General features: G+C 50.1%; 25 protein-coding genes and 1 riboswitch. Of the genes, 13 read left to right on the top strand and 12 right to left on the bottom strand.

The window, feature by feature from the left end:
• The first annotated feature begins 238 nt into the window (after window positions 1–238).
• Together B0G52_RS19325 and B0G52_RS19320 are read left to right on the top strand one after the other, a co-directional pair.
• The gene (locus B0G52_RS19325) at window positions 239–1,999 is read left to right on the top strand and encodes a sensor histidine kinase (protein ID WP_158223784.1); all 1,761 of its coding nucleotides are present in this window, start codon (window positions 239–241) and stop codon (window positions 1,997–1,999) included.
• Complete coding sequence (locus tag B0G52_RS19320; protein ID WP_094047012.1) at window positions 1,980–3,092, top strand: response regulator; 1,113 nt, start codon at window positions 1,980–1,982, stop codon at window positions 3,090–3,092. The genes B0G52_RS19325 and B0G52_RS19320 overlap by 20 nt, the downstream gene beginning before the upstream one ends.
• A gap of 61 nt (window positions 3,093–3,153) precedes the next feature.
• Here the strand turns inward: B0G52_RS19320 and B0G52_RS19315 are convergent, their stop codons facing one another.
• Window positions 3,154–3,732, bottom strand: coding sequence for a DUF4256 domain-containing protein (locus B0G52_RS19315; RefSeq protein ID WP_094047011.1), 579 nt, complete (start codon window positions 3,730–3,732; stop codon window positions 3,154–3,156).
• 593 nt (window positions 3,733–4,325) lie between these two features.
• Between B0G52_RS19315 and B0G52_RS36235 the strand changes: the two genes are divergently transcribed.
• Window positions 4,326–4,739 (top strand): hypothetical protein, encoded by a 414-nt coding sequence (locus B0G52_RS36235; RefSeq protein WP_233162817.1) that lies wholly within the window; start codon window positions 4,326–4,328, stop codon window positions 4,737–4,739.
• Window positions 4,740–4,786: 47 nt separating this feature from the next.
• On the opposite strand, the gene B0G52_RS36660 is transcribed toward B0G52_RS36235, so the two are convergent.
• From B0G52_RS36660 to B0G52_RS19300, 3 genes are all read right to left on the bottom strand, one after another.
• Window positions 4,787–5,713: a hypothetical protein gene (locus tag B0G52_RS36660; protein WP_369827088.1), complete on the bottom strand. Its 927-nt coding sequence runs from the start codon at window positions 5,711–5,713 to the stop codon at window positions 4,787–4,789.
• On the bottom strand, window positions 5,710–6,423 hold the full coding sequence (locus tag B0G52_RS36655; protein WP_369827087.1) for a Rieske (2Fe-2S) protein: 714 nt from the start codon (window positions 6,421–6,423) through the stop codon (window positions 5,710–5,712). Before B0G52_RS36655 ends, B0G52_RS36660 begins: the two co-directional genes overlap by 4 nt.
• Before the next feature lie 289 nt (window positions 6,424–6,712).
• Window positions 6,713–8,566 carry a sensor histidine kinase gene (locus B0G52_RS19300; protein WP_158223783.1) on the bottom strand — a complete coding sequence of 618 codons (1,854 nt, stop codon included), beginning with the start codon at window positions 8,564–8,566 and terminating at the stop codon, window positions 6,713–6,715.
• Window positions 8,567–8,852: 286 nt separating this feature from the next.
• On the opposite strand from B0G52_RS19300, the gene B0G52_RS19295 reads away from it, so the two are divergent.
• The 3 genes from B0G52_RS19295 (at window position 8,853) to B0G52_RS19285 (ending at window position 11,173) form a co-directional block, all read left to right on the top strand.
• Window positions 8,853–9,548, top strand: coding sequence for a response regulator transcription factor (locus B0G52_RS19295; protein ID WP_143762599.1), 696 nt, complete (start codon window positions 8,853–8,855; stop codon window positions 9,546–9,548).
• A gap of 140 nt (window positions 9,549–9,688) precedes the next feature.
• Complete coding sequence (locus B0G52_RS19290; RefSeq protein WP_198960684.1) at window positions 9,689–10,441, top strand: GNAT family N-acetyltransferase; 753 nt, start codon at window positions 9,689–9,691, stop codon at window positions 10,439–10,441.
• 477 nt (window positions 10,442–10,918) lie between these two features.
• Window positions 10,919–11,173 (top strand): helix-turn-helix domain-containing protein, encoded by a 255-nt coding sequence (locus B0G52_RS19285; RefSeq protein ID WP_094047008.1) that lies wholly within the window; start codon window positions 10,919–10,921, stop codon window positions 11,171–11,173.
• A 230-nt stretch (window positions 11,174–11,403) separates the two neighbouring features.
• Here B0G52_RS19285 and B0G52_RS19280 read toward each other — a convergent pair whose 3' ends face one another.
• Complete coding sequence (locus B0G52_RS19280; protein ID WP_233162813.1) at window positions 11,404–11,721, bottom strand: hypothetical protein; 318 nt, start codon at window positions 11,719–11,721, stop codon at window positions 11,404–11,406.
• A gap of 97 nt (window positions 11,722–11,818) precedes the next feature.
• On the opposite strand from B0G52_RS19280, the gene B0G52_RS36230 reads away from it, so the two are divergent.
• A complete protein-coding gene (locus B0G52_RS36230) occupies window positions 11,819–12,106 on the top strand; it encodes a DUF6431 domain-containing protein (protein WP_369827091.1) in 288 nt (95 codons plus the stop codon).
• 58 nt (window positions 12,107–12,164) lie between these two features.
• Here the strand turns inward: B0G52_RS36230 and B0G52_RS19275 are convergent, their stop codons facing one another.
• Complete coding sequence (locus tag B0G52_RS19275) at window positions 12,165–12,728, bottom strand: TetR/AcrR family transcriptional regulator (protein WP_094047006.1); 564 nt, start codon at window positions 12,726–12,728, stop codon at window positions 12,165–12,167.
• A 216-nt stretch (window positions 12,729–12,944) separates the two neighbouring features.
• Between B0G52_RS19275 and B0G52_RS19270 the strand changes: the two genes are divergently transcribed.
• A complete protein-coding gene (locus B0G52_RS19270; protein WP_233162811.1) occupies window positions 12,945–14,489 on the top strand; it encodes an MFS transporter in 1,545 nt (514 codons plus the stop codon).
• 237 nt (window positions 14,490–14,726) lie between these two features.
• Here B0G52_RS19270 and B0G52_RS19265 read toward each other — a convergent pair whose 3' ends face one another.
• The 3 genes from B0G52_RS19265 to B0G52_RS19255 are packed head-to-tail and all read right to left on the bottom strand — an operon-like array spanning window position 14,727 to window position 16,210.
• Window positions 14,727–15,107, bottom strand: a complete 381-nt coding sequence (locus B0G52_RS19265) for a VOC family protein (protein ID WP_094047005.1) — start codon at window positions 15,105–15,107, stop codon at window positions 14,727–14,729.
• On the bottom strand, window positions 15,100–15,567 hold the full coding sequence (locus B0G52_RS19260; protein WP_094047004.1) for an SRPBCC family protein: 468 nt from the start codon (window positions 15,565–15,567) through the stop codon (window positions 15,100–15,102). The genes B0G52_RS19265 and B0G52_RS19260 overlap by 8 nt, the downstream gene beginning before the upstream one ends.
• 55 nt (window positions 15,568–15,622) lie before the next feature.
• Window positions 15,623–16,210, bottom strand: coding sequence for a TetR/AcrR family transcriptional regulator (locus B0G52_RS19255; RefSeq protein WP_094047003.1), 588 nt, complete (start codon window positions 16,208–16,210; stop codon window positions 15,623–15,625).
• Between the two features lie 251 nt (window positions 16,211–16,461).
• Window positions 16,462–16,615, top strand: a riboswitch (cyclic di-AMP (ydaO/yuaA leader).
• A 116-nt stretch (window positions 16,616–16,731) separates the two neighbouring features.
• On the opposite strand from B0G52_RS19255, the gene B0G52_RS19250 reads away from it, so the two are divergent.
• Genes B0G52_RS19250 through B0G52_RS19230 form a run of 5 tightly spaced genes read left to right on the top strand, consistent with a single transcriptional unit; the run spans window position 16,732 to window position 21,823 of the window.
• Complete coding sequence (locus B0G52_RS19250; RefSeq protein ID WP_369827086.1) at window positions 16,732–17,136, top strand: universal stress protein; 405 nt, start codon at window positions 16,732–16,734, stop codon at window positions 17,134–17,136.
• A gap of 57 nt (window positions 17,137–17,193) precedes the next feature.
• Window positions 17,194–17,859, top strand: a complete 666-nt coding sequence (locus B0G52_RS19245; RefSeq protein ID WP_094047001.1) for a potassium channel family protein — start codon at window positions 17,194–17,196, stop codon at window positions 17,857–17,859.
• Between the two features lie 37 nt (window positions 17,860–17,896).
• Window positions 17,897–19,240, top strand: coding sequence for a TrkH family potassium uptake protein (locus B0G52_RS19240; protein WP_369827090.1), 1,344 nt, complete (start codon window positions 17,897–17,899; stop codon window positions 19,238–19,240).
• A gap of 58 nt (window positions 19,241–19,298) precedes the next feature.
• Window positions 19,299–20,216, top strand: coding sequence for an ABC transporter ATP-binding protein (locus tag B0G52_RS19235; protein WP_094046999.1), 918 nt, complete (start codon window positions 19,299–19,301; stop codon window positions 20,214–20,216).
• Complete coding sequence (locus B0G52_RS19230) at window positions 20,213–21,823, top strand: ABC transporter permease (protein ID WP_094046998.1); 1,611 nt, start codon at window positions 20,213–20,215, stop codon at window positions 21,821–21,823. The genes B0G52_RS19235 and B0G52_RS19230 overlap by 4 nt, the downstream gene beginning before the upstream one ends.
• A gap of 82 nt (window positions 21,824–21,905) precedes the next feature.
• On the opposite strand, the gene B0G52_RS19225 is transcribed toward B0G52_RS19230, so the two are convergent.
• From B0G52_RS19225 to B0G52_RS19215, 3 genes are read right to left on the bottom strand one after another with little or no spacing between them, the layout of a single operon-like run.
• Window positions 21,906–22,637, bottom strand: coding sequence for a hypothetical protein (locus B0G52_RS19225; protein ID WP_094046997.1), 732 nt, complete (start codon window positions 22,635–22,637; stop codon window positions 21,906–21,908).
• Window positions 22,630–23,325 (bottom strand): fluoroquinolone export ABC transporter permease subunit, encoded by a 696-nt coding sequence (locus B0G52_RS19220; RefSeq protein WP_143762598.1) that lies wholly within the window; start codon window positions 23,323–23,325, stop codon window positions 22,630–22,632. The genes B0G52_RS19225 and B0G52_RS19220 overlap by 8 nt, the downstream gene beginning before the upstream one ends.
• 11 nt (window positions 23,326–23,336) lie before the next feature.
• The gene (locus B0G52_RS19215; protein WP_094046995.1) at window positions 23,337–24,191 is read right to left on the bottom strand and encodes an ABC transporter ATP-binding protein; all 855 of its coding nucleotides are present in this window, start codon (window positions 24,189–24,191) and stop codon (window positions 23,337–23,339) included.
• Between the last annotated feature and the right edge of the window lie 363 nt (window positions 24,192–24,554).

Here is a 24,554-nt window from a genome sequence, read left to right as displayed (position 1 = left end):
GTAGGTCTATATTTTGCCGAGCATATCTGGGCCCTATGAAACAATTACGAGAGGATTTGTGCTTGCAGCGGCCACTGATGTCATGATTTGAGGTAAAATGGAAATAGACGCGCTCAGTATAGCAAACAGCTATGAAAGAACTATGAAAGAATGGGCGTTCACGCGGTATCGTGAAGGAATCCAGCAAACCGTAAGATCAAATAGAGATGTTTCCTGCTATAAGGAGAACTTGGCAGTCATGAGTGTAACCCTATCCAATGTGGCCATGCTGGTTTCCATTGTTTTGATGATCGCGTTTCTAGGCTACGCCTTCCTGTACAGCCAGGAGCGGGGAATCCGATACTTCGCCTGGGTCATGGTCTGTCGCGTGATTTATGCCGGAAGCGTGATTATGGAAATCAACAGCGAAAGTCTATCGTCCAAAATGCTGTTTCGGAATATTGAACAGACCAGCTTGTTGTTCGTCGTGCCTCTGATCATTTTTTTCGTGCTGTCCCTGTACGGAAAAGACGACTATTTACGTCCGCTTCGCATGCTGCAGATTTTTTCGATTTTCGCGCTGTGGTCGGTGCTTATATGGACGAATCCCTATCATCACCTGCTGTTCTGGCATATGGAGCTCAACCAAGGACACTTGGAAGTAAGCAAAACCGTCTATTCGATCGCGTTTAATATTCTCTGTTACGCGGCTATTGCCGTCTGCGTCTTCTATTTGTTAGTCTATCTGCGGCGCGTTCGTCCCGAGCTTCGCAAGCCCGGCATCTGGCTGGTGCTGTGCGGCTGCATTCCCGCTGCGACGGAAGTCGCCAAGTCCGCTTATTCCGGCTTCGCGCCGTGGCTGCTTCCCCTCTCGGTCTATTGCGGCTTCTTGGGAATGACCATGCTGTGGATCGTGATCCGTTACCGGATGTTCTCGGTCGTGCCGCTTGCAAGAAACGTTGTGGTCGAGACGATGGAAGAAGGAATACTCATTGTCAATCACAGGGGAAGCGTCATCGACAGCAATGCCCATGTCGAGCCCCTATTTGCGGGTTCGGGGGGAAGCTCGATCGCGGGGCGGCGCATCGACCAATTGTTAGCCGATTGGCCGGATTGGCTGCGCGCCTGCGAGCGGATGGAAGCAAGCGAAATGGAGATCGAAGCATCGGTGGGCGGAGAATCCAGGTTCTATTCGGTCAAGGTGTATCCGCTGGCCTCCCGGGAGAAGACCGGGCAAGGAACCGTATCCGTATTGTTCGACATTACGGAAAAGCAACGGCAGATGGAACAGATCGTGAAGCTCAATCAGCTTAAGGATCATCTGTTTGCAATCGTATCCCACGATATCCGGAATCCGCTGGCGGTCCAGGCTACCTTGATCGAAGTGCTGGAAGCGGATAAAACGATGTTTAACCGCAATCACCGGGAAGTGATCGATGCATTAAGCGGACAAATTCAAAATACGTTCGCGATGATCGAAAATTTGCTGGAATGGTTCCGCAGCCAGAAGGAAGGCATGCTGCTGCAGCCCGAACGATTGCGCCTGATGGATGCGGTCGAGGAAGTGTGCAGCACGCTGCGAATCAAAAGCGAAGCCAAACAAATTGCGATACATACGGAGATCGACGTCGGCATTGAGGTTTATGCGGATAGAGAAGCGGTCAATTTGATCGTTCGCAATCTGATGACCAATGCGATCAAATTTTCCGAGCGAGGCGGGAAAGTTCTCGTTAGCGCGGAAAAGGATGCCGGGCAGGTAATCGTATCGGTCAGCGACAATGGCGTGGGAGTGGAGGAAGAGCGGATTCAGAACTTGTTCGATCCGCTGACACTCGTGTCCACGACGGGGACTGCCGGGGAGAGAGGCACCGGCCTCGGATTGCAAGCCTGCCAACAATTCGTGCGGATGAGCGGCGGACAAATAGGGGTAGAGAGCGTGCCGCGCCGGAAAACCGTGTTTTACTTTTCGCTTCGCGCCGCAGACTCGGAAAGGAACCGCGATGAGAGTATTGCTTATTGACGACGAACAAGCGATGTTGACGGCATTGAGCCAGCTATTGTCGCGAATAGAAGGCGTGGCAATCGTCGGGATGGCACGCAGCAGCGCAGAGGCGGTTGCCTTTGCCGCGCAGCATGCCGTGGATCTGGCCTTCGTCGATATCAAGATCGCGGAAGACAGCGGATTGGCACTGGCCCTTGAATTGCGGAAGATGAACGCCGATCTGGATATTGTGTTCGCGACCTCCCATAAGGAGTTTGCGCTGAATGCTTTCGACGCTTATCCCTTGGATTATATCGTAAAGCCTATTTCCAGGAAGCGGTTGGAGGAAACCGTTGCCAGAGCCGCGAGAGGTCGAGCGGAGAGGCTTGGTTCCGGTAAAGCGGACAGCCCAAAACGACTGTCGGTGACAGGCTTGGGAAATTTGCAGATCGGCAGCGCGCAGGGGGAACCCTTGAAGTGGATGTCGCGCAAAAGCCAGGAGCTGTTCGCCTACTTGTTGCTCTGTCGCGGGAATCGCACGGCCAAAGTGCGCATTTTGGAGGATCTATTCCCGGATAGGGACAGGAAGAATTCGGAGTTGTATCTGAATACTGCGCTGTATCAGCTGCGCAGGACGCTGTCTACTCATGGAATGAAGGATATTTTCGTCTCCGAGCGCGAGCAGTACCAGATGCATCTGGATCAAATCCAGGTTGATTTCATAGACTTCGAAGAGCAGTTGTCGGGCTTTCACACTATTGATGAAAACAATGAAGAGGCCGCACTGGCCGTCGAGAGCATGTATATAGGCGATTTGTTCGAGGATAAACCGTACGAATGGGCGCTTGCCGAGCGCGAACGGCTCGGCGATGTTTACGAGACGTTCGCCAAACGTCTAGTCAAGCGGCTGCTCGAACATCAGCGGATTCGCCAGGCCGTTCAGATTGCGAAAAAGCTGGTGCGGCGCAACGAATTGGATGAAGAAGCGAATATGCTGCTGATGCGCGGGTTGGCCGAGCTGAAGGACAGACCGGCCCTCCAATTGCGGTACAAGCAGTATGAAGCGCTGTTGAAGCAAGAGCTCGATATTCAGCCTTCGGCAGAGCTGGCCGAGTGGTACGGGCGTCTGTAGGCGACAATCGCACCTTTAGAGCGGCGGCATCCCTCTCGGCCGACTTGCGATACTGTTAGTTTTACACTCTCAGCGAGCCGCGGAACCCTCTTGCGCCATAGTAGGAGTCCGCTCCATTGTGGTACACGAAGACAGTGTCGTAGCGGCGATCGCAGAAAAGAGCCCCGCCCAGTTTTCTGATATTTGCAGGCGTCACTACCCAGCTTGACGTTTTCAGATCGAAATTGCCCAGCTGCTGCAGTTCCCGGTATTGCTCTTCCGTTAACAGCTCGATGCCCATGTCGGCAGCCATTTCAACGGCATTGTTGTGCGGTTTGTGCTCTTTCCGCGCCTCCAGCGCCGCACGGTCGTAACAGATGCTTCTGCGGCCTTTGGGGCTTTCCGCCGAACAATCGTAAAAAATGTATTCACCCGTCTTATTGTCCTGTCCGACCACATCCGGTTCGCCGCCGGTGCTTTCCATTTCGTGAAGCGACCACAGCTTTTCCGCATTTGCTTCGAGCTTCGCTTGCACGCTGGCCCATTCCAGACCTTCGTGGCGGTTCATGTTTTTCTCGAAACGGGCCTTCAATGCTTTGAGCAGTCCCTCGCGTTGCTCCGTCGACAGCTCCTTCTTAACACTGTTCTTACTCTCTGCCATATCCATCCCCCTTATCCTTTATCCCTAACAGTGAGCACAGCATAGCATATCCCTTTTCTCTAATGCAATAAATCCCTTCCACTATGTAAACGACCTATTTTATACATGCTTTAGGTAATCGTACAGTCCCTATTACTGGACCGGGATATATTATATACGAGTAGAAAGGGGAGGGACAAATGGTACTAGGCCATAAACACCCTATTCGAAAGTGTAAGCCCAAAATAAAGCGCGGTTGTCATAAACCTCGACCCTGTGGACCTCTTAAAATTAAAAGGATACGAGGACGTACCGGACCTGCTGGTCCCGCCGGCATTCCCGGCCCCGCCGGTCCCGCGGGGATCCCCGGCCCTGCCGGTCCTGCTGGCCTGCCTGGTCCTGCCGGCCGTCCCGGTCCTGCCGGTCCTGCTGGTCCCGCTGGTCCTATCGGTCTTGCTGGTCCTATCGGTCCTGCCGGCCCTGCCGGTCCTGCTGGCCTTGTCGGTCCTGCCGGCCCCGCCGGTCTCCCGGGACCTGTCGGCCCTGCCGGTCCTGCTGGTCTGCCTGGTCCTGCCGGCCCCACCGGTCCCGCCGGTCCCGCTGGAGAAGTTGTTTTGGCTTATGGTTCTTTAAGAGGAAGCAGCGTAGAAACGCCTGATTCAACATTTGTACCCGTACCGTTTAGCGTGGCCGGGCCTTTATCGAGCACTGTCACAGTCAGCGCATCCGGCAATGAATTAAGGGTGGGAGAAAGCGGAATTTATCAAATTACGATCTCTATTAACGCAGAAGCGACGACCGATCCCGATCCGGATCAACCCTTTTTAACGGCTATTATTACCGTCAACGGTTCGCCGCTTTTCGGGGACACCACTACTTTTTTCAAGATATCGAACAGAAGCAGTTCAACCTTCGTAGCGCAAGCCTCCTTGACGGCAGACGATGAAGTGGGAGTGAGCATTAACACGGATTTCCCTGCATTAGGCTATATGAATCGCAGTTTAACGATTATTCAATTAAGCAATTAACGATAAGCCCTCGCCTAACGGCGAGGGCCAACGTTGTATGCGCACCTTCATTCGGATTCAAACAGCCGCTCTCCCCGATGCAGCCGCCATGCAATGCGCGCCGTATGAGGCAGCTCTCTCGCTGTTGGAGCATGTGCGGCCAGATAGCGAGCGCATGCGATCAGCATCGTGTGCGCGGCGCGATCGGCTAACGCCTCGGTCCCCTTCAGCGACTGCCAATGGTCGTATTCGGCGACGGCTGCCTCGTACATTTGGAAGGAGTGAAATTCCGCGTCTTCGCGCAGCAAGCTGTGGCCGAGCGTATTAAGCAAAGCAGCGTGATCGCGTCCGGAGTCCAGATAGGCAGCCACCCAGCCCGCCGCTTCTTCCACCTGCTGCCGCCGATCCAACAACGATAGCAATTCCTCGGTGGACGCTGCGGCCATGCTTGCTGCGTATTCCTCCTTTTTCGGCTTTGGGGCGCGCGGAACGTTCAGGAATCGGTCATGGTAGATCGCAATCGCTCCGTAAAACAAAGCGCGATACAGCAGCGGCTCCTTCGAGCGCAACAGCCTTTCATGCACGGCGTGGGCATAGGTGAAGGTATGCAGAACGGCAAGCCAATCACCGAAGTCATTTTGGGTGTGGAACCGCGCTACGCGCTCCGCAGCCGCGAGAGTAATCAGCCGCGCCAACCGGTCAGGCTCGATACCGCTCAGCAGCGCATCGGCCAATTGCTGAATCGTGACGAGAGGCTTATCATCGAGCAATTGCTCCAAAAACCCTTCTTCGTCAAAAGGCGTGGTGGAGACTTCCGCTTGCGTGGACGCTCCTTGCCGCTGCAACCGTTCGAACGTCTGCTTCAGCGGCGTAACCAGATCGACCGGCGATTGCCAATGATGCTGTTCCTCGCTGCGCGACGGGTTTCTCAGCAGAGGCGTAAGCGAGGCGAGTATGGACTCGGCTGCATGAGGTCCGATAGCTTCGAGCGTCACACTTTCTCCGCCCCTTGCGAGTCGCGCACTTCCACGCAGCTTCGGTACCAGTCGGCAAGCCGCTCGGGCGATGTGTCCGCAGACGGCAGCGGACCGAGCAACCAACGGGGAGCCCGACCGGCCCCCGCGCGGGCAACATGTACCAAACCGTGATACAGCGCCAGAATACGCCCCGTTTTATCCAGCTTGGGAAGCACGTTGCGCATGGCGGCCAGTATGGTCAACCCGCTGCCCCATCCGCTGCCTTGCGATGTCCCGTACAAGATGCCGACGCGTACAATTTCGTCCTCGGACACGCCTGCTTCGATCAAGCCCACGACAGCTTTGGCAATGACAATGCCGATATTTTGCTCCAAGCCTTCTTGCAGCCGCTGCTTTAACTTCTCAATATTCATCGTGCGACGCGGCGATGCATTCACCCATAATTCCCCGTTCTCTATCTTGACATCATGCGCCAGCGCATCGTCGGCCCAGGGATCCAGCGTGCCGCCGCTGCAAATGTCAAAACGCGCGTGGTGCCAGTGGCAGGTCAATATCCCGTTGCAGAGACTTCCCAAATGAAGCGGAAACCCGAGATGCGGACACCGATTATCCACCGCCGCAGCTCCATCTTCATGAGCAAAGACGGCGATTCCTCCTTTAATGACTTTAGCGCCGTCTGTTCTTAATTGTTCTAACGTGCCGGCAGGAATCCATTCCTCTGTAAGCATTGCTTCTCCTCCTTCATGATAGCGTTATCAAGAAGACCGTCGGCAATTGCCCCCCACTGCAGGCTCTGACCGTGTACTTTTATAATATCATAAAGGCTCCAAGGAAAAGGTTCCTAATAAAGCACTGCTGCATCCCGCACAGAAAAACCCGCTAAACACTCAGAAAATCCTTGTGTTTAGTGGGTTCTCTCTCGGGAGCGTATAGCAGCGGAAGGACATACATGCACTCTCTTCTTCAATCGATCATCTTGTACGGCTCTACTTATGGGACAGCCCCATCTCGCATAAGTTATTCTCCTGCGCCAACGATCGGCAGCGTGAAATAAAACCGACTTCCTTTCCCAAGCTCGCTCTCTGCCCAAATCTCGCCGCCATGCCTCTCGACAATTTCCTTGGCAATCGCAAGTCCGAGTCCGCTGCCTTGAGCGTCGCCTTCCTTGTAGTGCCGTCGGAATATGTGCGTCATCTGTTCCGCGCCTATTCCATTGCCGGTATCTCCGACCATGATGCAGACCGCCTGTTTCTCCAACGAGGCTTGCAAAGTGATCGTGCCGCCCGGCAGGGTAAACTTGCATGCGTTGTCGACCAGATTGGACAGCACGCGTTTGATCAGGAAAGGATCCATCCAGACATCCGCATCCCTCTCGAATGGCGAAATCGCAAGCGTGCATCGCCGTCCGGCATATTCGATATCTGCCGCCAGTTCCCTACCGATCTCCTCAAACCAATCATAGAAAATGACCATCTGCAATTCGGTGCTTCCCGAAGCGACCTCGTTGCGGCTTAACGCCAAAAAATCGTCAATAAACCGATTGATGTCCAGAACCTTATCGTGAACATTTCGCAGGATTCGTTCCTGCTGCTGCGGTCTCGTTTCAAACTTATGAATGAGCGCTCCAATGCCGCTCTGCACATAAGAGAGAGGACTTCGCACGTCATGCGAAATATTTTGCAGCATCTGCGAGCGGAAGGTTTCCGATACCCTCAGCTCATCGTTAGTGCGCTTCAAGCTTTCCGTCCGTTCTTCCACCGTTTTCTTCAAATTTACGTTCCAATCGGAGAGCGTCTGTACCAGCTCTTGCTGCGCGTTTTCTTCCTTTTTGCGCATTTGATTCATGAGTGCATACATCAAGATCGCAATAAATACAAAGTCGCCGAGCAGACCGAACTGCGAAGCGAAACGAGTAAACGTATTGTTAGGCAGCAGGCCGTAAAGCAGCAGCGCTTTAGGCAGAATAGCAAATAGAACGACCGGAATTTTGGGAATCGCTAGATACAGGGCGATACGATCCCCTTTTCTCGCGCATAGAACGATAATGACTAACGCCAAAAATAAACTGACATACTTGAACCAAAACAAAAATTGCGCCATACCGAGCGGATAGAAAAATAGGATGCCTATACAAATGATCGGGCAGATTACGTTCAAGGAACGGCAAATCCACTTGGCCGTTGGCGAGTCGCTGCGGGGAAACAATATTTTGGCCAGAAACAAGGTGCCAAACCAGCGGCCGAGTACGTAAAAGAAATCATATACAGCAGAAGGACTATGCCATATTCCCTCCGCCATTCCCTGCCCTGTCAATCGCCCGGTTCCGAACAAGGGCAGCATAAACCCGTTCCAGATCAACAGGACCGTACAGAAGACCACTACATTAAGCATGTAATAAAAGTAGGCTATATTGCGAGTGTACAAGTAGAGCACGATCTGGAACACCGCAATAACCGTAATCATCCCGTAGTAGAATCCATAAAACAGCAATTCATTGGACATCTTGTCGTACAACGCCGATTGCGCCGTTAAACGAAGCGGAATGATCATCGAGCCATACGTCTCGAAGCGCATGTAAATCGTCGTTTGCTGATCTCGCGGCAAGGTAATCTCATAGGAAGGATGGAGTCGGTTTTTCGTAATCAGCGGTGCCGAGGGATAGATATCGATTTGATCCATTATCGAATTGAGTACGGTGAGTTCCCATTTATCGTTGGAGGATTCATTGTTAAGGGTGACGCGGACCCAATACGCGGATGACGTATATCCGAAAGAGGATTGGCCTCTGGCCGGTTGAAACTGTTGCTGCAGCGCGGGGGATTGCAAATCCTTCATGGACCATTGTCGCTGCGCATCTTCCAATACTTCCATTCTCGCGTTGATCGAATAACTGGATTCGTGATCCGATATTGAAAGTTCGGCTCCTTCTGTCGTTCCCATAGCGCTAACGGCGGGAGAGAATGCTAACGCGCAGACAATAGCTAACATGATCGCATTCAGAATTCGCATGATTATTTTCCCTCTCTGTTAGCTGCAATTACTATGAATTCTAGCAATATCTCATACATTTACAAGCCCCTTACACGCGTTCTTCTTTTATTCCGACAAAATTGATAAAATAATAGACAAATGCTGCAGGAGGGGGACGTTGGTATCCATGACAGCGACCATTTTAACCGTTGACGACGATATTCAATTGCAAGAAATGCTGCATTTATTTCTGACCAATGCAGGATTCCGCGTGCTGCAAGCTTATAACGGCGAACAATGCCTCGCTTATCTTGGAGACAAACAACCGGACCTTATTCTGCTGGACATTCAAATGCCGGATGTAGACGGCATCACGTTATGCCGCCGCATCAGAAGTCTGTTCCAGCTTCCGATCTTGTTTCTGACGGGGAAACAGCAGATTGAAGATAAATTAAACTCCCTCCAGTCGGGGGGCGACGATTATATGACTAAACCGTTCGATCACCTGGAATTAATCGCGAGAGTGAAATCCCATCTGCGCTGGGGAGCCCTTCTCGCAGAAGCCAAGCAACCCCGCCGCAAGCTGAGCTTTACCGGACTCGAAATCGATATGGAGCGATTGACGGTTATCGCCAACGACAAACCCGTCATTTTACTGGCTAAAGAGATGCACCTGCTGCTGACGCTCGCGCAAAACCAACAAAGAGTTTATCATCCAAGGCAGCTCTATGAGCTAATTTGGATCGATCCGATTGGGTATTCGTCCGATGTTATCAAGGTCCATATTAATAGGCTGCGCAAAAAAATAGAAGCCGATCCGATGAGACCGAAATTCATCCATACGGTCAGAGGTTTCGGCTATAAATTCGATCCAACCGAATAGAAAGAGCGGTCTCTATCAATGAACGACCGGCTGCGATGAATCATCATCCAGTCCGGTTGCAATACCTTCGTGCGGCTTTGTTTGTATCTTTATTCATGATAATGTATTATTATTCGAAAGGTGTCATCTGGAGGATAGATATGGATAACAAGTTCATTGAGGAATTGTCGTTAAACCACTGGCAGCCCGTATCCACCCTACTGTACGACGGATGGGTATTGCGCTTCGCGGACGGATATACGAAACGAGCGAATTCGATTAACCCCATTCATTGTTCAACCTATGATTTGAGTACGAAGATCGAACATTGCGAGAAGATCTATACCGCGAATCATCTGCCAACCACATACAAAATCACGCCTTTTGTTCAACCGGCCCATCTAGATCTTACATTGGAGGAATTGGGCTATTCGCTGATTGATACGACAAGCGTTCAGACCCTGAAGTTGGATCGCATAAGCGAACCTGCACTGACTTCGGTAATCATAGAGGAAGACATTAACGCGGTATGGCGAGAGGATTTCTGCAGACTTAATCACGTTAAGCCCGGTGACAAGAAAGTCTTGGAACGCATGTTATCCAACATCAAAACCAAAAAAGGCTTTATTTCGCTGTATTACGAAGAGCAAGTTATCGCTTGCGGTCTTGGCGTGATCGAACGGGAATACATAGGCTTGTACGATATCGTGACGGATATCCACTATCGAAACCGAGGCTTGGGAGAACAAATGATACTAAACCTGTTGAAGTGGGGGAAGGAGAACGGAGCACAGTACAGCTATTTGGCGGTGGTAGCGAATAATGCGCCTGCGCGGCGGCTGTATTCAAAAATCGGTTACTCGGAAGTCTATAAGTATTGGTATCGGGTTAAGGATGACGTAAACAAAACATAGTGTCTTTTCGCAAAAAGAGGGGTACTCTGCCCCTCTCTGCTGCTTAATTTGTATTTTCGTTATTGTGGAAGTCCATTTCGTTTTTCGATAAATTGCGCAATTCCGTTGAACACTTCTATCGTATCGTCTATGCATCGTTCGCTCGAATATTCCCCGTTTCCGTTTTTGACAATATCCATTCGTGCATAGAGTTGTAGCAATATTGTCTTCGCTTCGGATCCGCTCAAGGCATTTATTTTGACTTTCATTTCTTCTATTGTGAGCGGCCAAGCTCATTTAGCTTCATCTTTTCTTCCTCATACTTTCGCATCAGATCTCTCATCCGTCTGCTCCGCTCCCCTTCTCGAGCTGCTCTCGACTGTACCTGATGCCATTCGATTTTAATGCGATTATCGGTTTATTTTATTTTAGTGCGAAAATCGCATTAAAACAACCCTATCCTCACATACTATTTAAATATTGTGTGAGGTGACAGGAATGAAACATCGAAAGGATCCTCCGGGAGATAAAAACATTATCGGCACCCGGGTTGTCGCAATCCGAAAAGCTAAAAAAATGAAACAAAAAGACTTTCTTGCCAGGCTGCAAACTTTCGGTCTGGATATCAGTCCAACCAGCTTGTCTAGATTGGAAGGGCAATATCGGCTTGTACAGGATTATGAAGTCGTTGCAATCGCTAAAGCGTTGGATGTTTCTGTTGGGAAGCTATTGGGAGGAGAAGCGGAGGAGTAGTACTCTTCGGCACGCGATCTGCAACGTCCCGTTGTGCCTTGTCCACTTAAACGATATGAAAAAATCCTCCCCGCTGAATTACGCGGCAGAGGATCTTTGCTGTGCGTAGTGACATCTAAGACTTGGACGTTCCTGCTTACTGATCGATGCTAAGAGATATGGTCTAAGAGATTTCGCTTAATTTCATTCAATATTTATCGCAATATTCGTATCTAACAGGTACCCTTTCCTCATACATTCCAGTCCTCGCGCGATCTGTTGGCTTCTGCGAGAAGTTCTTTTCCTCGTTCAGGCGTTAATGAACCGGCTGCCTCCAAAAGATCATCAATGGAGTATTCGTCCTCTTGAGCTTCAACTGTCTGTTTCTCAAGATCAATCAATACGCGAGAATTGTTTATATTGAGTTTTTGAAGGATGGATTTGATCGCACTAGCGGCCTGTTGATCCAATTTTTTTGGGATCATCGTTATACCCTCCAGTGTTGCACAGATTAATTTTAAGTATAACACACCTTTTGTTATTTCAATAATTACCAATTCCTTTTCCATCCCTCTGTGTACCACAGTCGTATCCATTCATTCCATAGGGAATTTTTCTGCGTAATACGTTGGGCTGATCGGGAATAACCGGGGACCGTCGTTGATCGTGCCGCCATTTTCCCGGACCAGCTTCGTGGTTCCTTGTCCGTGTTGCGGTGAAAAGCTTGTCGTTATCGGCAGTCGTCACCGTAAACTCTCGACTGCGGCTGGAGATCAGCGTTTGCTCATCGTGCGTAGGCTTCGTTGCTTGCAATGCCGCAAGATTCATCACGAGTTGCCGGATTGCATCGTACCGTACAAGCGTTATGAATCGGAATCCGTGGAGCAAATACTCTTCGGCACGCAATCTGCAACGTCCCGTTATTGCCCTGTCCAACTTACACGATACGAATAAGCCCTCCCCGCTGAATAGCACGGCAGAGGGCCTTTGCTTCGGAATATTCGAACAGGAATCACTTCTTGAGTAAGCCTTTCAGAAAAGTAACGGAGAAGTGTTCACACAGCTCTTTTCGTTTTCCTGTATCCGCTCTAATGGTGAATAGAATGAGCCCCGTAATTGCGGCGGCTGCAACTTGACTCGTAGATTCAACATCCTCGATATCCCATTCCCCGGCCTCGTTCCCGGCACTAAATATTTCGTAATACTGGTTAATATAGCGCCGATCCAGCTCATCCATCTTCTCTTGAACGAGCTTAGATTCGTGGTCCTTGGAATAAAACTCGATCATGGCCGTTTGCAGCGGATAATAAGCATCGGTTATCGCCGATAGTTCGTTAAATCGATGGAACTTTTCCGCGTTGCTCGAACAATTCTTTTCTTCTGCTCTCCATAATTGCAGCCATCTATCTTCTTCTATATTAAGAATCTCAAGGAATAGATTTTCTTTGGTTTCGAAATGATAATAAAGCGTGCCTTTGCTGCTGCCGGAAAGTTTGACAATGTCTGCGGTGGTCGTGGAATTATACCCGTTTTTAACAAATAACTCTCTCGCCACCTCAAGCATACGTTCCCTCACTTCTCCACCTCCTGCTATCTTCGCATTTATCGCAAGTATACTATAAGTCGCCCGTGGGTTCATAGAGAACGATGTTTATATCCGAGTCAGAGCTTGACCTAACAATAATACTGGAAATATGCAAAAACGTATGTTAGAATCCTCAATAGACCGTACGGTCGGTCTATAGAGTGAAGCGTCTGATTACGAGCAGCTCAGATGGAACGGAGGAGAACCATGCTCAAATTATCATTTCCTGTTTCGGCAGAATCCATGTCGCCCAAACAACGCTGGACAGCCCTAGTCGTGCTATCCGTTAGTTTGCTCGTTGTTATGATGGATATGACCATCCTTATTATGGCACTGCCTGACCTTGTGAAAGATCTTGGCACAACATCGGTTCAGCAGCTATGGATTGTCGATATTTATTCGCTTATTTTGGCGGGTATGCTTATCCCAATGAGTGCATTAGCCGATCGGTGGGGACGAAAACGGGTCTTGCTAACCGGTTTTGCCATATTCGGTTTGATTTCACTGCTTGTGACTTTCGTTGACAGCTCGGAACAGGTTATCGCGCTTCGCGCCCTTCTTGGAGCAGCCGGGGCCATGATTATGCCGACTACCCTTTCGATGCTTCGGACGATTTTTCAGAATCCCAAAGAGCGGGCAACTGCGCTTGCCGTGTGGTCTGCCGTGTCTGCCGCCGGAGCGATCATCGGGCCTATAGTCGGAGGCGCATTGCTCGAATACTTTGCTTGGCAAGCCACGTTTTTGATTAATGTGCCGTTTGCCGCACTGGCTGTCCTCGCCGGGGTGTTCCTATTGCCTGAAGCACGCAATGCAAACGCGGCGCGTTGGGATATGCTTGCTACCGTTTTATCTATGGCTGGCATGGTTGCTTTGGTTTGGAGTATTAAGGAGTTTGCCAAGGAGGGCTTGGGCGATTCCGTCTCCTGGATGGTTTTAACTTTTGCCGTCATCCTGTTAGTGGGGTTTGTAATCCGGTGTCTGAGAAGTTCCGATCCGTTGCTTGACGTTCGTCTCTTCAAAAATAACGCATTCACCGCAGGAACGATCGCAGCGCTTATCTCCATGTTTGCTATGAATGCAATGTTATTGCTGGTCGTCCAGTGGCTTCAGGTTGTCGAAGGGTTGTCTCCGTTCAAGGCGGGTGTATACCTTCTTCCCATGGCTCTTGGTTCATTGCTCTTTGCTCCGCTTGCTCCGATGCTTGCGGCTCAAATGGGGGCCCGGACGATTCTGTCCAGCGGACTTGCGCTTGCAGGAGTCGGATTCCTTATTATGTTCTTTTTCGGACAACCGCTGGCCTATCCGCTGCTTGCGGCATCCCTGTTTCTGATCGGCGCCGGTTCGAGTTCGCTAGCCATTGCTTCGGCGATCATTATGTTGAGCGCTCCACAAGAAAAAGCCGGCAACGCCGCTGCAATCGAGGAGTCCATGTATGATCTCGGCGGCGTATTGGGGATTGCGATTTTAGGCAGTATTGCTGCACAGCTGTATCGAAATTACTTGAACGTTGATTCATTCATTAATCAAGGCATCTCAGGCCCATTAGCGGAATTGGCCAAGGAATCGATTGTTGGCGCGCTGGAAGTCTCGGCTCAGATGGGTATTGCCGGGTTTGCCGCAGAAGCGGTCTCCGCATTCAACAATTCATTGGTAACGACGGGATTGATCGGCGGCATAATTATGATCGTTATCGCTACCGTCGTGTTTATGCTGGTGCCAAAAACTCTTGATATTACAAAAGAACACCATTAACAGAAGTGATCATGCTCGGCATGTTTTTGCTGGCATTGCTTACTTATCTGCGTATACGAAAATAACCCGCCCAGGTTAACGGCCAAGAGAACGGGTTATTTGCTCTAATTCTTTGGAGGTTTCCCATCCAAATATGTTGTACGGGGAGTCGGACGGCCATCCGGCTCCTTTTTCTATCCTAATCCTATCATGACGGTTTCATTCATGCAATTTGCCTTTTGTCTTTACTAGCCAACACTAATTCAAACGATGAACCAATTCATATTTATTTCCGCAAGGATCTTCAAAATAGACTGCGTAATACGTTGGGCTAATCGGGAATAACCGGGGACCGTCGTTGATCGTGCCGCCATTTTCCCGGACCAGTTTCGCAATATGATCGACTTCAGCCTGATCATTCGCCCAGAAACCAATCAGATTGGGATTCGGCTTATGTTCCCGGTCCTCCGTAATCGCAAAATAAGCGGCGCTAGGCAATTCCCCCTCGGCGGCGAATACCTTCCAATTCAAGCTGTGAAAGGTTCGCGTAAAACCTAACTCAGGAAGAAGCTTTTCATAGAAAGGCAAGGTGCTCTCCAAATCGTTCACTCTAAGATCGATATGGCTGAATTTATTCATGCTTATCCATCTCCTCTTCATCGTTTACGGTGCTTGTTTTCTGCCAAATGTTGTTCAGAACGTTCTCCCAATGCAGCTTCATTTGTTCCCGCGTGTTCGGATGATCCAAATTCTCTTGATGGAAGCTGATCGTTGTTCGATCGGGATGACTGGATAAAAGCCGAATTTGCAGCGTGGACGGCTTCGCCCAATCCTTCCTGCCCCACTTTAAGCGAAGCTGCCGCAAAGGCTTTACTACCCGAAGCTCGCCCGAAATCCCCTCTTCGGATGCAAAGATCTCTCCCTCGTTAAATGCAGGAGGCGATACGTTTCCAAGCCACAATTTTGTCCCTTCGGGCGAGGTTAGAAACGACCATACCTTTTCCGGTGAGATGGGGAACGTCCTCCTGACACCAACTTGGAAACCTGCATCTGCTGTTTGACCTACAAGCTTTCGCGATTCCATATTCCGATGCTTCATTATGGTCACCTCTGCCGCATTGTTTGTTAGTGCTCACTATCTACACTTCGAAAAATTAAGGGCTTAGCGCCCTAACGAACAAATCGGTACTCGATCTTATAAAGTCTTGCTTAGATATTGGCGTAATCTCAGACCTAACAAACAGCTGAGAAACAAATGCCCCGTAATTCATCCACATGAAAGTGATCGCTTGCATCTGCGCATCGGTTGAAATCATTTTATTTTTCTGCTGCATGTCTATAAAATAATTCGTCAATAGCTCCAGTAGCTTCCGAGGATGCTTCTGCGCCTTTTCGCGGATTTCAGCCAATTCGTTATCGCTCAATACAATGAGGAACAATTTTCGGTTGCGCTCCATCATTTCATGATACATTTGGCTAATCATGAGCAAGTCCGTTCGCAAGTCCCCGATCACTTTCTCGTTAAAAACCTGAGTCATTTCCACCGAGTAATGATAACGGTCAACCGCCTTGTCCAGCAGGTTGATCTTGCTGCCAAAATTACGGAACAAGGTCATCTCGCTGACGCCTGCCGCTGCTGCGATCTCCTTCGTGGATACGCCCTTATAGCCCTTTTCAGCCATCAAATCTATCGCCGCATGCATCAACTTGGCTTTATTGTCCAGAGTCGTCTTATTCTCCATAGTTACCTTCCCAGCTCGATTCTTCGATTATAGTTAGCACTAACTAACATTTTTTTATTTTATAATAAGGCTAAAATGGTGCAATGTCAATATCTTTCGAAATGTGAGATGCCAAGAGCTAAAATGGAAATGCTGCCTGGATTTGAACGGCTGCAACGGATCGCTGAGCATCTCGTATCCCCTTTGTTTCTACAGTTAAAAAGGGATTTACTTTTTAATCTTACAGGCGTAATATAGGGGACGACAATTCCATACGATCGACGCTTAATCCTCTTCATAGAGGAGCGGGGGAACCATCGAGGCCGATCATCGGCTTCAGGGGTGAATTCTTTCTTGCAAAGAAAGAACGGGTACTCTCAAACCCGAATCCGACAGCTAACCTCGTCAGCGCTTGGGAGAGAAAGCTCTTCAACTTTGGCTTGTTTTGCGACGGATTGCAAAGCCCAAAGCTTGGTAGCAGAATTTCTCTGCGGCCAGGCTTTTTTTGTTTTTCAAAAATAAAACTTCAACAAAGGGAGTCCATGACTATGGAGAACAAGGAAAAATTCATGGTTTGCGTATACTACGGTCCCAACGGAGAACGGCTCATTCGCCGCGGGGGAGAATTGGCCAAACTTTTTCGTTGCCCGCTCTTCGTATTAAGCGTCATTCCTGTGCAAGAGGATGCGCTTGACACGGAGCAAAAACAAATGATGGCGGCATGGAAGCTGAAATGCAAGGAATGGGGGGCGACATTTATCGTGAAATCGAACGAGAATCGGAAAGCTTCTGAAATCATCGCGGAGACGGCCAACCATCTTCAAATTACACAATTGATTATCGGCCAATCCGGTCAAACGCGATGGCAGGAAATTACCCATGGTTCTTTCGTAAATGAATTGCTTAACCGCATCGAAGAAACGGATCTTCATATCGTGGCCGTTTAGCGAATGAATGAACTACCGATATTGAGGATTCGACTATGAAGAACGGAAGTGAAGGCAGTGAAAAAGCAATTTATCGTCATCGGACTTGGCCGATTCGGTGCAAGTTTGACAAAAACCTTGATTCAAAACGGTCATGAAGTGTTGGCCGTGGACAAAAACGAACAGCCTGTCCAGGAGATCTCAGCCATCGCTACCCATGCGCTGCAAGTGGATTGTACGGACGAATCCGCACTGAAGGAGTTGGGCATTCGTAATTTCTCGCATGCGATAGTCGCTATAGGCGATGATCTCCAGTCAAGCATTCTAACGACATTGTTGTTAAAAGAATTAAATATTCCCAAAATAACAGCCAAAGCCAAAAATGAAATGCACGGCAATGTCCTGAGCAAAATCGGTGCCGATCATATCGTCTATCCCGAACGGGATATGGCCGCGAGACTCGGTCATCAGCTCAGTTCCGAAAATCTGATCGATTACATTGAATTGTCTCCAGAGTACAATCTGGTCGAGATTAAAGCGCCTCCGGCGATGAATGGCTATTCCCTGTCGCAATTAAACATCCGTGCCAAGTTCGGGTGCACAGTTATCGCAATCAAAACCCGTGACGATCTGAACGTATCTCCCAAAGCGGACGACAAAATTTATACCGGAGATATTCTGCTCATTATCGGCAGTAACGAAGACATCCGGCATTTGGAGGAGGACTATGAACGAAAACGGTAACCGTATGAAGTATCCTATCGCTTCCGGGCGTGTCGTAATGCTTGTTGACTGGCTAAAAAACAAAATGAGTCCGCCCCAACTGATCCTGATTGTGTTTTTCTGCTTAATCTGGATTGGCGCCCTGCTTCTGACCTTGCCGCAATCGTCCTCAACAGGCCAATCTATCGGCCTGCTTGACTCGTTGTTTACGGCTACCTCCGCCATCTGTGTAAACGGGCTCGTCGTAGTCGATACAGGCAGCATCTTTTCCACCTTCGGGCAAGTCGTGATTATGATTATGATTCAAGTAGGAGGACTTGGCTTCATGACCTTCGGCGTCATGGTAGCCATTATTCTAGGCAAAAGAATCGGTTTAAAGCAACGACTGATCATCCAGCAAACGACTCATTCTACTTCATCTCAAGGACTGGTCAGACTGTCGCTCTACATGGTGCTTATTGCTTTTGCATTCGAAGCGTTCGCTGCTCTAATTCTGACGATTCGCTGGCAAGCCGAGATGGGATGGGGACAGGCCGCTTATTACGCGATTTTTCATTCGGTCTCCGCTTTCAACAATGCGGGGTTTGCCTTGTGGCCCGACAGCTTATCTTCCTCTGTCGGCGATCCCGTCGTCAATTTGACGATTATTCTGCTCTTTATCACGGGTGGACTGGGCTATATGGTTGTTGTGGATATCTTTCGCAAGCGTTCCTGGAGAAAGCTGTCCCTTCACTCCAAAGTCGTTCTCCTTGCATCAGCGATTCTATCCGCTGCCGGATTCCTTATTCTCTTCTTGCTGGAAAGCTGGAACCCGGCCACTTTCGGTCAATTGGATGCGGGAGAGCGCGTACTTGCTGCCTTCTTCCAAGGAACGACACCCAGAAGCGCAGGGTTTAACACGATCGATATCGGCAATATGCTTGCAGCGTCACAATTTTTTATCATCATCCTTATGTTTATCGGAGCGGCTTCGGGAGGAACGGGGGGAGGTATCAAGACCAATACGTTTGTCGTGCTTATCCTTGCCACTGTGAATACCTTTCGCGGCGGCGGACAAATTCATGCTTTCAAACGCAAAATTACGGAAGAGACGGTCATGCGGGCGTTGGCTGTCGTGATGAGCTCATTGGCTGCAGTACTGGTTATCGCACTCTTGCTCACGATTTCCGAAGGCATGCTGGAAGATCATTTTCTGGAAGTGCTGTTCGAAGCGACATCCGCTTTCAGTACGACGGGGCTTTCCATGGGATTAACGAGCGAATTGTCTTCTGCCGGGAAAGTCATTGTGACTTTTACGATGTTTGTCGGTCGTCTCGGTCCACTAACGCTTGCTTTCGCATTAGCGCAGAAGAAACGTTCCTCGAAAATCGGTTATGCGGAGGATCATATTTTGATCGGCTAACTCATCGAGCTGCATGACCGTTAAAACAGACTGCTTCACCAAAAATGGAGGTTCAGAAATGTCGGTTATTGAAGCAAGCAAGCTCACCAAGCATTACGGGCAAGTCGAGGCATTGAACAGTCTGAATCTTGAAGTTCGCGAAGGAGAAGTGCTGGGTTTCATCGGTTCGAACGGCGCGGGAAAATCCACAACGATTCGTATTTTGTTGGGACTGCTGCGCAAAACAAGCGGAGAAGCCCGGGTGTTCGGCAAAGATCCTTGGAAAAACGCCGTTGAACTTCATCGCCGGATCAGTTACGTCCCCGGAGACGTCAATCTCTGGCCGACACTGACGGGCGGCGAAGCGATTGATCTCTTCGGTCGATTGCGCGGGGATTGGGATCGTAAGCGTCGCCAAGAATTATTAGAGAAGTTCGACTTGGACCCTACCAAAAAATGCCGAACTTATTCAAAAGGGAATAGACAAAAAGTTGCTCTGGTTTCCGCTTTTTCCTCCAAAGCCGAGCTGTTTATTCTGGATGAACCGACTTCCGGATTAGACCCATTAATGGAGGCTGTTTTTCAGAAATGCGTAGCGGAAGTGAAGGCGCAAGGAAAAACCGTACTGCTATCCAGCCATATTCTGGCCGAGATCGAGAAGCTCTGTGACCGAGTCGCCATCATCCGCGACGGCAGTATTGTCGAATCCGGTTCCCTTGACCAGTTACGTCATTTGACCCGAACCTTTATCGTCGTGGAGACCGCGCAGAGCATTTCCGGACTTGACCGCTTGGCAGGCGTGCATGACCTTCAATTAATCGGGAATAAAGCGCAGTTCCAGGTTGACAGCTCCCAAATGGGGAATGTTCTCCAAGTATTAAGCACCTTTGATATCCAGGCGTTGACGAGCACGCCGCCAACTTTAGAAGAGCTGTTCATGCGCCATTACGGCAGCGGCGCTGCTGCCGCAGGCGCACATGGAGGTGGCCGGAAATGAATCGGCAGCAGACATTGGCAGGAACGGGAGCATTACTGCGTTTTATGCTGCGGCGGGATCGGATCGCGATTCCCGTATGGGTGGTTAGCATCCTTCTGCTCGTTCTTGCAACGCTGAGCAGCTTCGAACAGCTGTACCCGACGGAGACGGCCCGCCAGACGATGGCGGCGACGATGGTTAATCCCGCCGGTATCGCGCTGACCGGTCCCGATTTCTACCTGGACAATTATACTGTCGGTTCAATGATCTCGCATCAAATGCTTGGCATGGCCGGAATTGCCGTTGCTTTGATGAGCATTATGCTCATCGTTCGTCATACACGCAAGGAAGAAGAATCCGGGTGTATGGAGTTGATCAGGGCATCGGTTACGGGACGTCATGCCAACACGACCGCAGCTCTTCTTCTAGTCGGCAGCGTTAATGTCATCTTCGCCCTTCTGCTAGCCCTCGGAATGGGCGCGATGGGGATCGAGTCCGTTACCTGGAAAGGCTCCTTTCTGTTCGCTGCCGCCCTTGGTTCCATCGGCATCGTCTTTGCGGCTATCGCCATTGTACTGGTTCAGTTCATGGAGCATGCGCGCGGAGCGACCGGTCTGAGCGCCGGAGTTCTCGTGGCTGCCTACTGTCTTCGGGCAGTCGGAGATATCGGGAATAATGCCCTCTCCTGGTTGTCGCCCATCGGCTGGGCTCAGCAGACTTCCGCTTATGTCGACAACAAGTGGGTGCCGCTCCTGCTTAGCGCGGGATTGACAACGCTGCTCATCGTCATTGCTTATCCGCTAAGCGTCAGACGCGATGTCGGAGCCGGTCTGATGCGCCCGAGGCGGGGCCGCAGCGAAGCTTCCAAAGCATTGACTTCGCCGATTGGTCTCGCTTTCCGTCTTCAACGGATAAATCTGATCATCTGGAGCCTGGCCATGTTAGTATTCGGTATGTCCTACGGTTCCTTCATCGGAGAAGCCGAGGAGATGATGGGCTCCATGGGAGAAACGATCGGTGAAATGCTCCCGGAAGCGGGCAGCGCCTCGTTCGCGGACAATATTGCAGGCATGTTCATGACCGTGACCGCCATCCTGGCAACGATCCCGGCTCTGCAAAGCTTCCTGAAGCTGCGCAGCGAAGAGAACGCGGGACGAGTGGATGCGCTCCTGTCGGGAGCGCTCTCCCGCTCTCGCTTGCTCGGCAGCTATCTCCTCCTCGCCGTTGCAAGCAGCATCGTACTGATGTTCATGGCCGGACTAGGAATGGGGCTCACGGGAAGCCAAAGTATGAACGACTCCGCCTATTTGCCCGCTCTGATTGTTGCAGGGTTAAATTTCATTCCTGCGCTGTGGGTTGCCGTCGGAATGGCCGCCGCACTGACGGGTTGGCTGCCGAGAGCGGCTGCATTAAGCTGGATTACCGTAGTTTACTCCTTCTTCGCGGTCTATCTGGGGGGGATTTTGCAATTGCCGGACTGGATAATGAGCCTCTCTCCGCTTTACCCTATTCCGAGACTGCCCGCCGCTGCATTTGAATGGCCGCCGTTGCTGCTTCTAACGATGCTGGCTGTCGCTCTTGCGACGATCGGATGGTCGGGATTCCGGCAACGCGACTTGCAAGGATAGCTGATAGAATCTCATATTAACAAAACTAGACGCCAAGCCCGGGAGCATGTCTCCCTGCTTGGCGTCTTCCTTCAACGTCGAGTCAATCAATGCGCTGCAAAAAACGCCTCAGCAACACGTATAGAATCAGCAGATGATATAGGAAACCTGTCACGAGAGCTGCGGTGGTCCACGCAAGATCGCCCCCTACCGACGCCCCTTCCAGATAGAGCTTAGAAGGCCAATAGGTCGGCAGCGCCACGGCTAACAGCTGCCAAGGCTCGGGAGCAAAATAAGCGACGATTGCCCCGATCAACGTCAAGCTGACGATTTTGGAAAGCGCAAGCCCTTCCACTTTATTTGCAGCCGCAGTTGCTAAAAACAAGGCGAATATCGGTGCTTCCAGAGCAAGCATGCCCAGAACTCCCATGTTTTCAAACTGTCTTTGCGCAACGCCGCCCGCAAGCAGAAACAGCGTGGACATCGCCAGACCGAGAAGAGTCGGAAGCGCCAAACGATATAGGAAGTATCCCTGCTTCCTGATTGGCGTGACCGCATACAGCCCAATCAGTTGTTCATCCCGCTCATCCAGAATAAACAACCCTGTCATCGTGCCGATTAGTATCGGAATAAGCAGCATCATGAAGACGGTTATAAGATCTGTATAACGCAGCAAATCAAATGAACCAGCCGATTGCAGCAAGTCGGTTCCATAAGCCGAGCCCGTACGGACGGCCAGAATCAGAAGCAACGGACCTATCAGCATAAACAATAACAACGGATCTCTCGCCATATTGCGCAGATCGTGCTTCAATAAAACCATGTATCTATTCATGGCTTTTTCCTCCGTCCAGCTTCCTTACAGTCCCCAACACAGCCCGATTGGTCAGCCAGCCGAATCCCCCTATCCATAAGACCAGGCTGAGGATGGCATAGATCGTTTCCTGCCACCCCACAACCCGGATCGCGCCATCCAGCAAAATCAACGTTCCATGCGTAGGCAGCAGAGCCATGAACGGAGAATGCATCCAATCCAAGTATCCGGCAAGCGGCAAAACAAAGGGAAGCACATAAAGCTGCGTCAAGAGAATGAACGAGTTGATCGAGCGGCATTGAACAGCGGTCCATATACCAATCAGGGTAAAGAAAGAGGAGGTTAATGCAACTCCGATAGTAAAATGCACAGGCGATACCGGCCATCCTCCAATGGGGAGGTGGATCGCATACGCTGCCAGAACGGACAGACAGCTGAGAGACAGGCATTTCGCCAAGACGTATTCCCTGATCCTGACCGGAGTTGCGAACAAGCTGCCCATCACCCCTTGTCCCCGTTCAAGCAAAATAATCCCCCCGGCAAAAAGCAGACCAAGCGCGCTCGGATCGGAGAAAGTCAACAAAATCAATGATTTCTCTACGTAGTCCTCATGAACGAAATACAAAATTCCGAAATAGACGATGCAGATCAACGAATAGATAAGATAAAAGCCATGCTTCCATTGAAAGCGTATGTCAAACAGGAACATCCTCCACATTCTCATACCAAGCTTCTCCCCGTCACATCGATAAAAATTTGATCCATGGAAGCTTCCAAAGTATGCATGGTGATAATTTGACGATAGCGGAGCAATTCCAAAAAACGGGCATCGTCTCCTATTCCGTCCAGTGCAAAGTCTTCGCTCGACCGGCCTTGATCGCCCTCATATTCCACTCTTACTTTTCGCTCTCCGCCCCGCAGTTTCAGATTATGCGGCGTATCGATCCGTTTGATTTCGCCATCGACAATAAAGGCTACCCGGTCGCAGAGTTCCTCGGCAGCCTGCATATTATGAGTTGTAATTAATACCGTAGTCCCCGCTTCCTTGCGCTGAAGAATCAAACGTTTCAGCATAGCCGTATTCACCGGGTCAAGTCCGGAAGTCGGCTCATCCAAAAACAGGATCTCCGGGTCATTCAGCACCGCGCGACAATAGTTGAGACGCATTTTCATCCCTTTTGAAAACTGTTCTACCTTCGTATGAGCCGCTTGCGACATTCCGACGCTTTCGAGTAATGCCATCGGCTCGGCATCCCGATTTCGATATAAAGAGCGAAAGTGATTCAAGTTCTCCAATGCGGTGAATCGACCGTAAAAATTCGGAAATTCGAACGAAACGCCAATGCGCTCATAATAGTCGACACCTGCCTTTTTCATCTCTTGGCCAAAAACGTGTACAGCGCCTTCGTAATTTTGCAATTTGCCGACCAATATGTTTTGAATCGTACTTTTCCCCGCACCGGACGGACCCAGAAATCCGAATACCTCCCCTGCTCCAATCTCGAAATCGAGTCCACGCAATGTCTGCTGTTTCTTTCTCGGATAAGTGTATTTAAGCTCCTTTACCTGGATCATCGCTCATCCCTCCTTGGCCTACCGTGCTATAGCCAGTGAAATAATTAAGTCGTCCACTCCACGCTTCTCAGCAATTGATGTTTCATCAGTTCAATGATGAAATACGCATAATGATCCCTGTGCACAATAGCTCGATATTCACGATCGTAGTTCGCGTAAAATAATACCTTTGTGTCCACTCCGTTTCGCTCGTATTTCTTCTTGATTAGCTGAATTCCATCCAGGTACAGGGGCTCTTCAAGCAAAATCCGGATGTGAAACTCAATATCGTTTTCGTTAGGCGATTCTGTGATCCGTACAGCGCTTTGATCGTAGCAATACCTTAGCATGTTACGCACCTCGTTTGTGATTGATTGTCAGAAA

This window comes from Cohnella sp. SGD-V74, from assembly GCF_003001675.1.
Taxonomy (GTDB): Bacteria; Bacillota; Bacilli; order Paenibacillales; family Paenibacillaceae; genus Cohnella.
This window is presented reverse-complemented; position numbering and strand designations above follow the sequence as displayed.

What these genes read in the sequence shown, in the direction of transcription:
- B0G52_RS19325 (WP_158223784.1), top strand. Translation starts at nt 239, where the DNA reads ATGAGTGTAACCCTATCCAATGTGGCCATGCTGGTTTCCATTGTTTTG.
- B0G52_RS19320 (WP_094047012.1), top strand. Translation starts at nt 1,980, where the DNA reads ATGAGAGTATTGCTTATTGACGACGAACAAGCGATGTTGACGGCATTG.
- B0G52_RS19315 (WP_094047011.1), bottom strand. Translation starts at nt 3,732, where the DNA reads ATGGCAGAGAGTAAGAACAGTGTTAAGAAGGAGCTGTCGACGGAGCAA.
- B0G52_RS36655 (WP_369827087.1), bottom strand. Translation starts at nt 6,423, where the DNA reads ATGCTTACAGAGGAATGGATTCCTGCCGGCACGTTAGAACAATTAAGA.
- B0G52_RS19300 (WP_158223783.1), bottom strand. Translation starts at nt 8,566, where the DNA reads ATGGAAGTATTGGAAGATGCGCAGCGACAATGGTCCATGAAGGATTTG.
- B0G52_RS19295 (WP_143762599.1), top strand. Translation starts at nt 8,853, where the DNA reads ATGACAGCGACCATTTTAACCGTTGACGACGATATTCAATTGCAAGAA.
- B0G52_RS19290 (WP_198960684.1), top strand. Translation starts at nt 9,689, where the DNA reads ATGGATAACAAGTTCATTGAGGAATTGTCGTTAAACCACTGGCAGCCC.
- B0G52_RS19285 (WP_094047008.1), top strand. Translation starts at nt 10,919, where the DNA reads ATGAAACATCGAAAGGATCCTCCGGGAGATAAAAACATTATCGGCACC.
- B0G52_RS19280 (WP_233162813.1), bottom strand. Translation starts at nt 11,721, where the DNA reads ATGGAAAAGGAATTGGTAATTATTGAAATAACAAAAGGTGTGTTATAC.
- B0G52_RS19270 (WP_233162811.1), top strand. Translation starts at nt 12,945, where the DNA reads ATGCTCAAATTATCATTTCCTGTTTCGGCAGAATCCATGTCGCCCAAA.
- B0G52_RS19265 (WP_094047005.1), bottom strand. Translation starts at nt 15,107, where the DNA reads ATGAATAAATTCAGCCATATCGATCTTAGAGTGAACGATTTGGAGAGC.
- B0G52_RS19260 (WP_094047004.1), bottom strand. Translation starts at nt 15,567, where the DNA reads ATGAAGCATCGGAATATGGAATCGCGAAAGCTTGTAGGTCAAACAGCA.
- B0G52_RS19255 (WP_094047003.1), bottom strand. Translation starts at nt 16,210, where the DNA reads ATGGAGAATAAGACGACTCTGGACAATAAAGCCAAGTTGATGCATGCG.
- B0G52_RS19250 (WP_369827086.1), top strand. Translation starts at nt 16,732, where the DNA reads ATGACTATGGAGAACAAGGAAAAATTCATGGTTTGCGTATACTACGGT.
- B0G52_RS19240 (WP_369827090.1), top strand. Translation starts at nt 17,897, where the DNA reads ATGCTTGTTGACTGGCTAAAAAACAAAATGAGTCCGCCCCAACTGATC.
- B0G52_RS19235 (WP_094046999.1), top strand. Translation starts at nt 19,299, where the DNA reads ATGTCGGTTATTGAAGCAAGCAAGCTCACCAAGCATTACGGGCAAGTC.
- B0G52_RS19230 (WP_094046998.1), top strand. Translation starts at nt 20,213, where the DNA reads ATGAATCGGCAGCAGACATTGGCAGGAACGGGAGCATTACTGCGTTTT.
- B0G52_RS19225 (WP_094046997.1), bottom strand. Translation starts at nt 22,637, where the DNA reads ATGAATAGATACATGGTTTTATTGAAGCACGATCTGCGCAATATGGCG.
- B0G52_RS19220 (WP_143762598.1), bottom strand. Translation starts at nt 23,325, where the DNA reads ATGTTCCTGTTTGACATACGCTTTCAATGGAAGCATGGCTTTTATCTT.
- B0G52_RS19215 (WP_094046995.1), bottom strand. Translation starts at nt 24,191, where the DNA reads ATGATCCAGGTAAAGGAGCTTAAATACACTTATCCGAGAAAGAAACAG.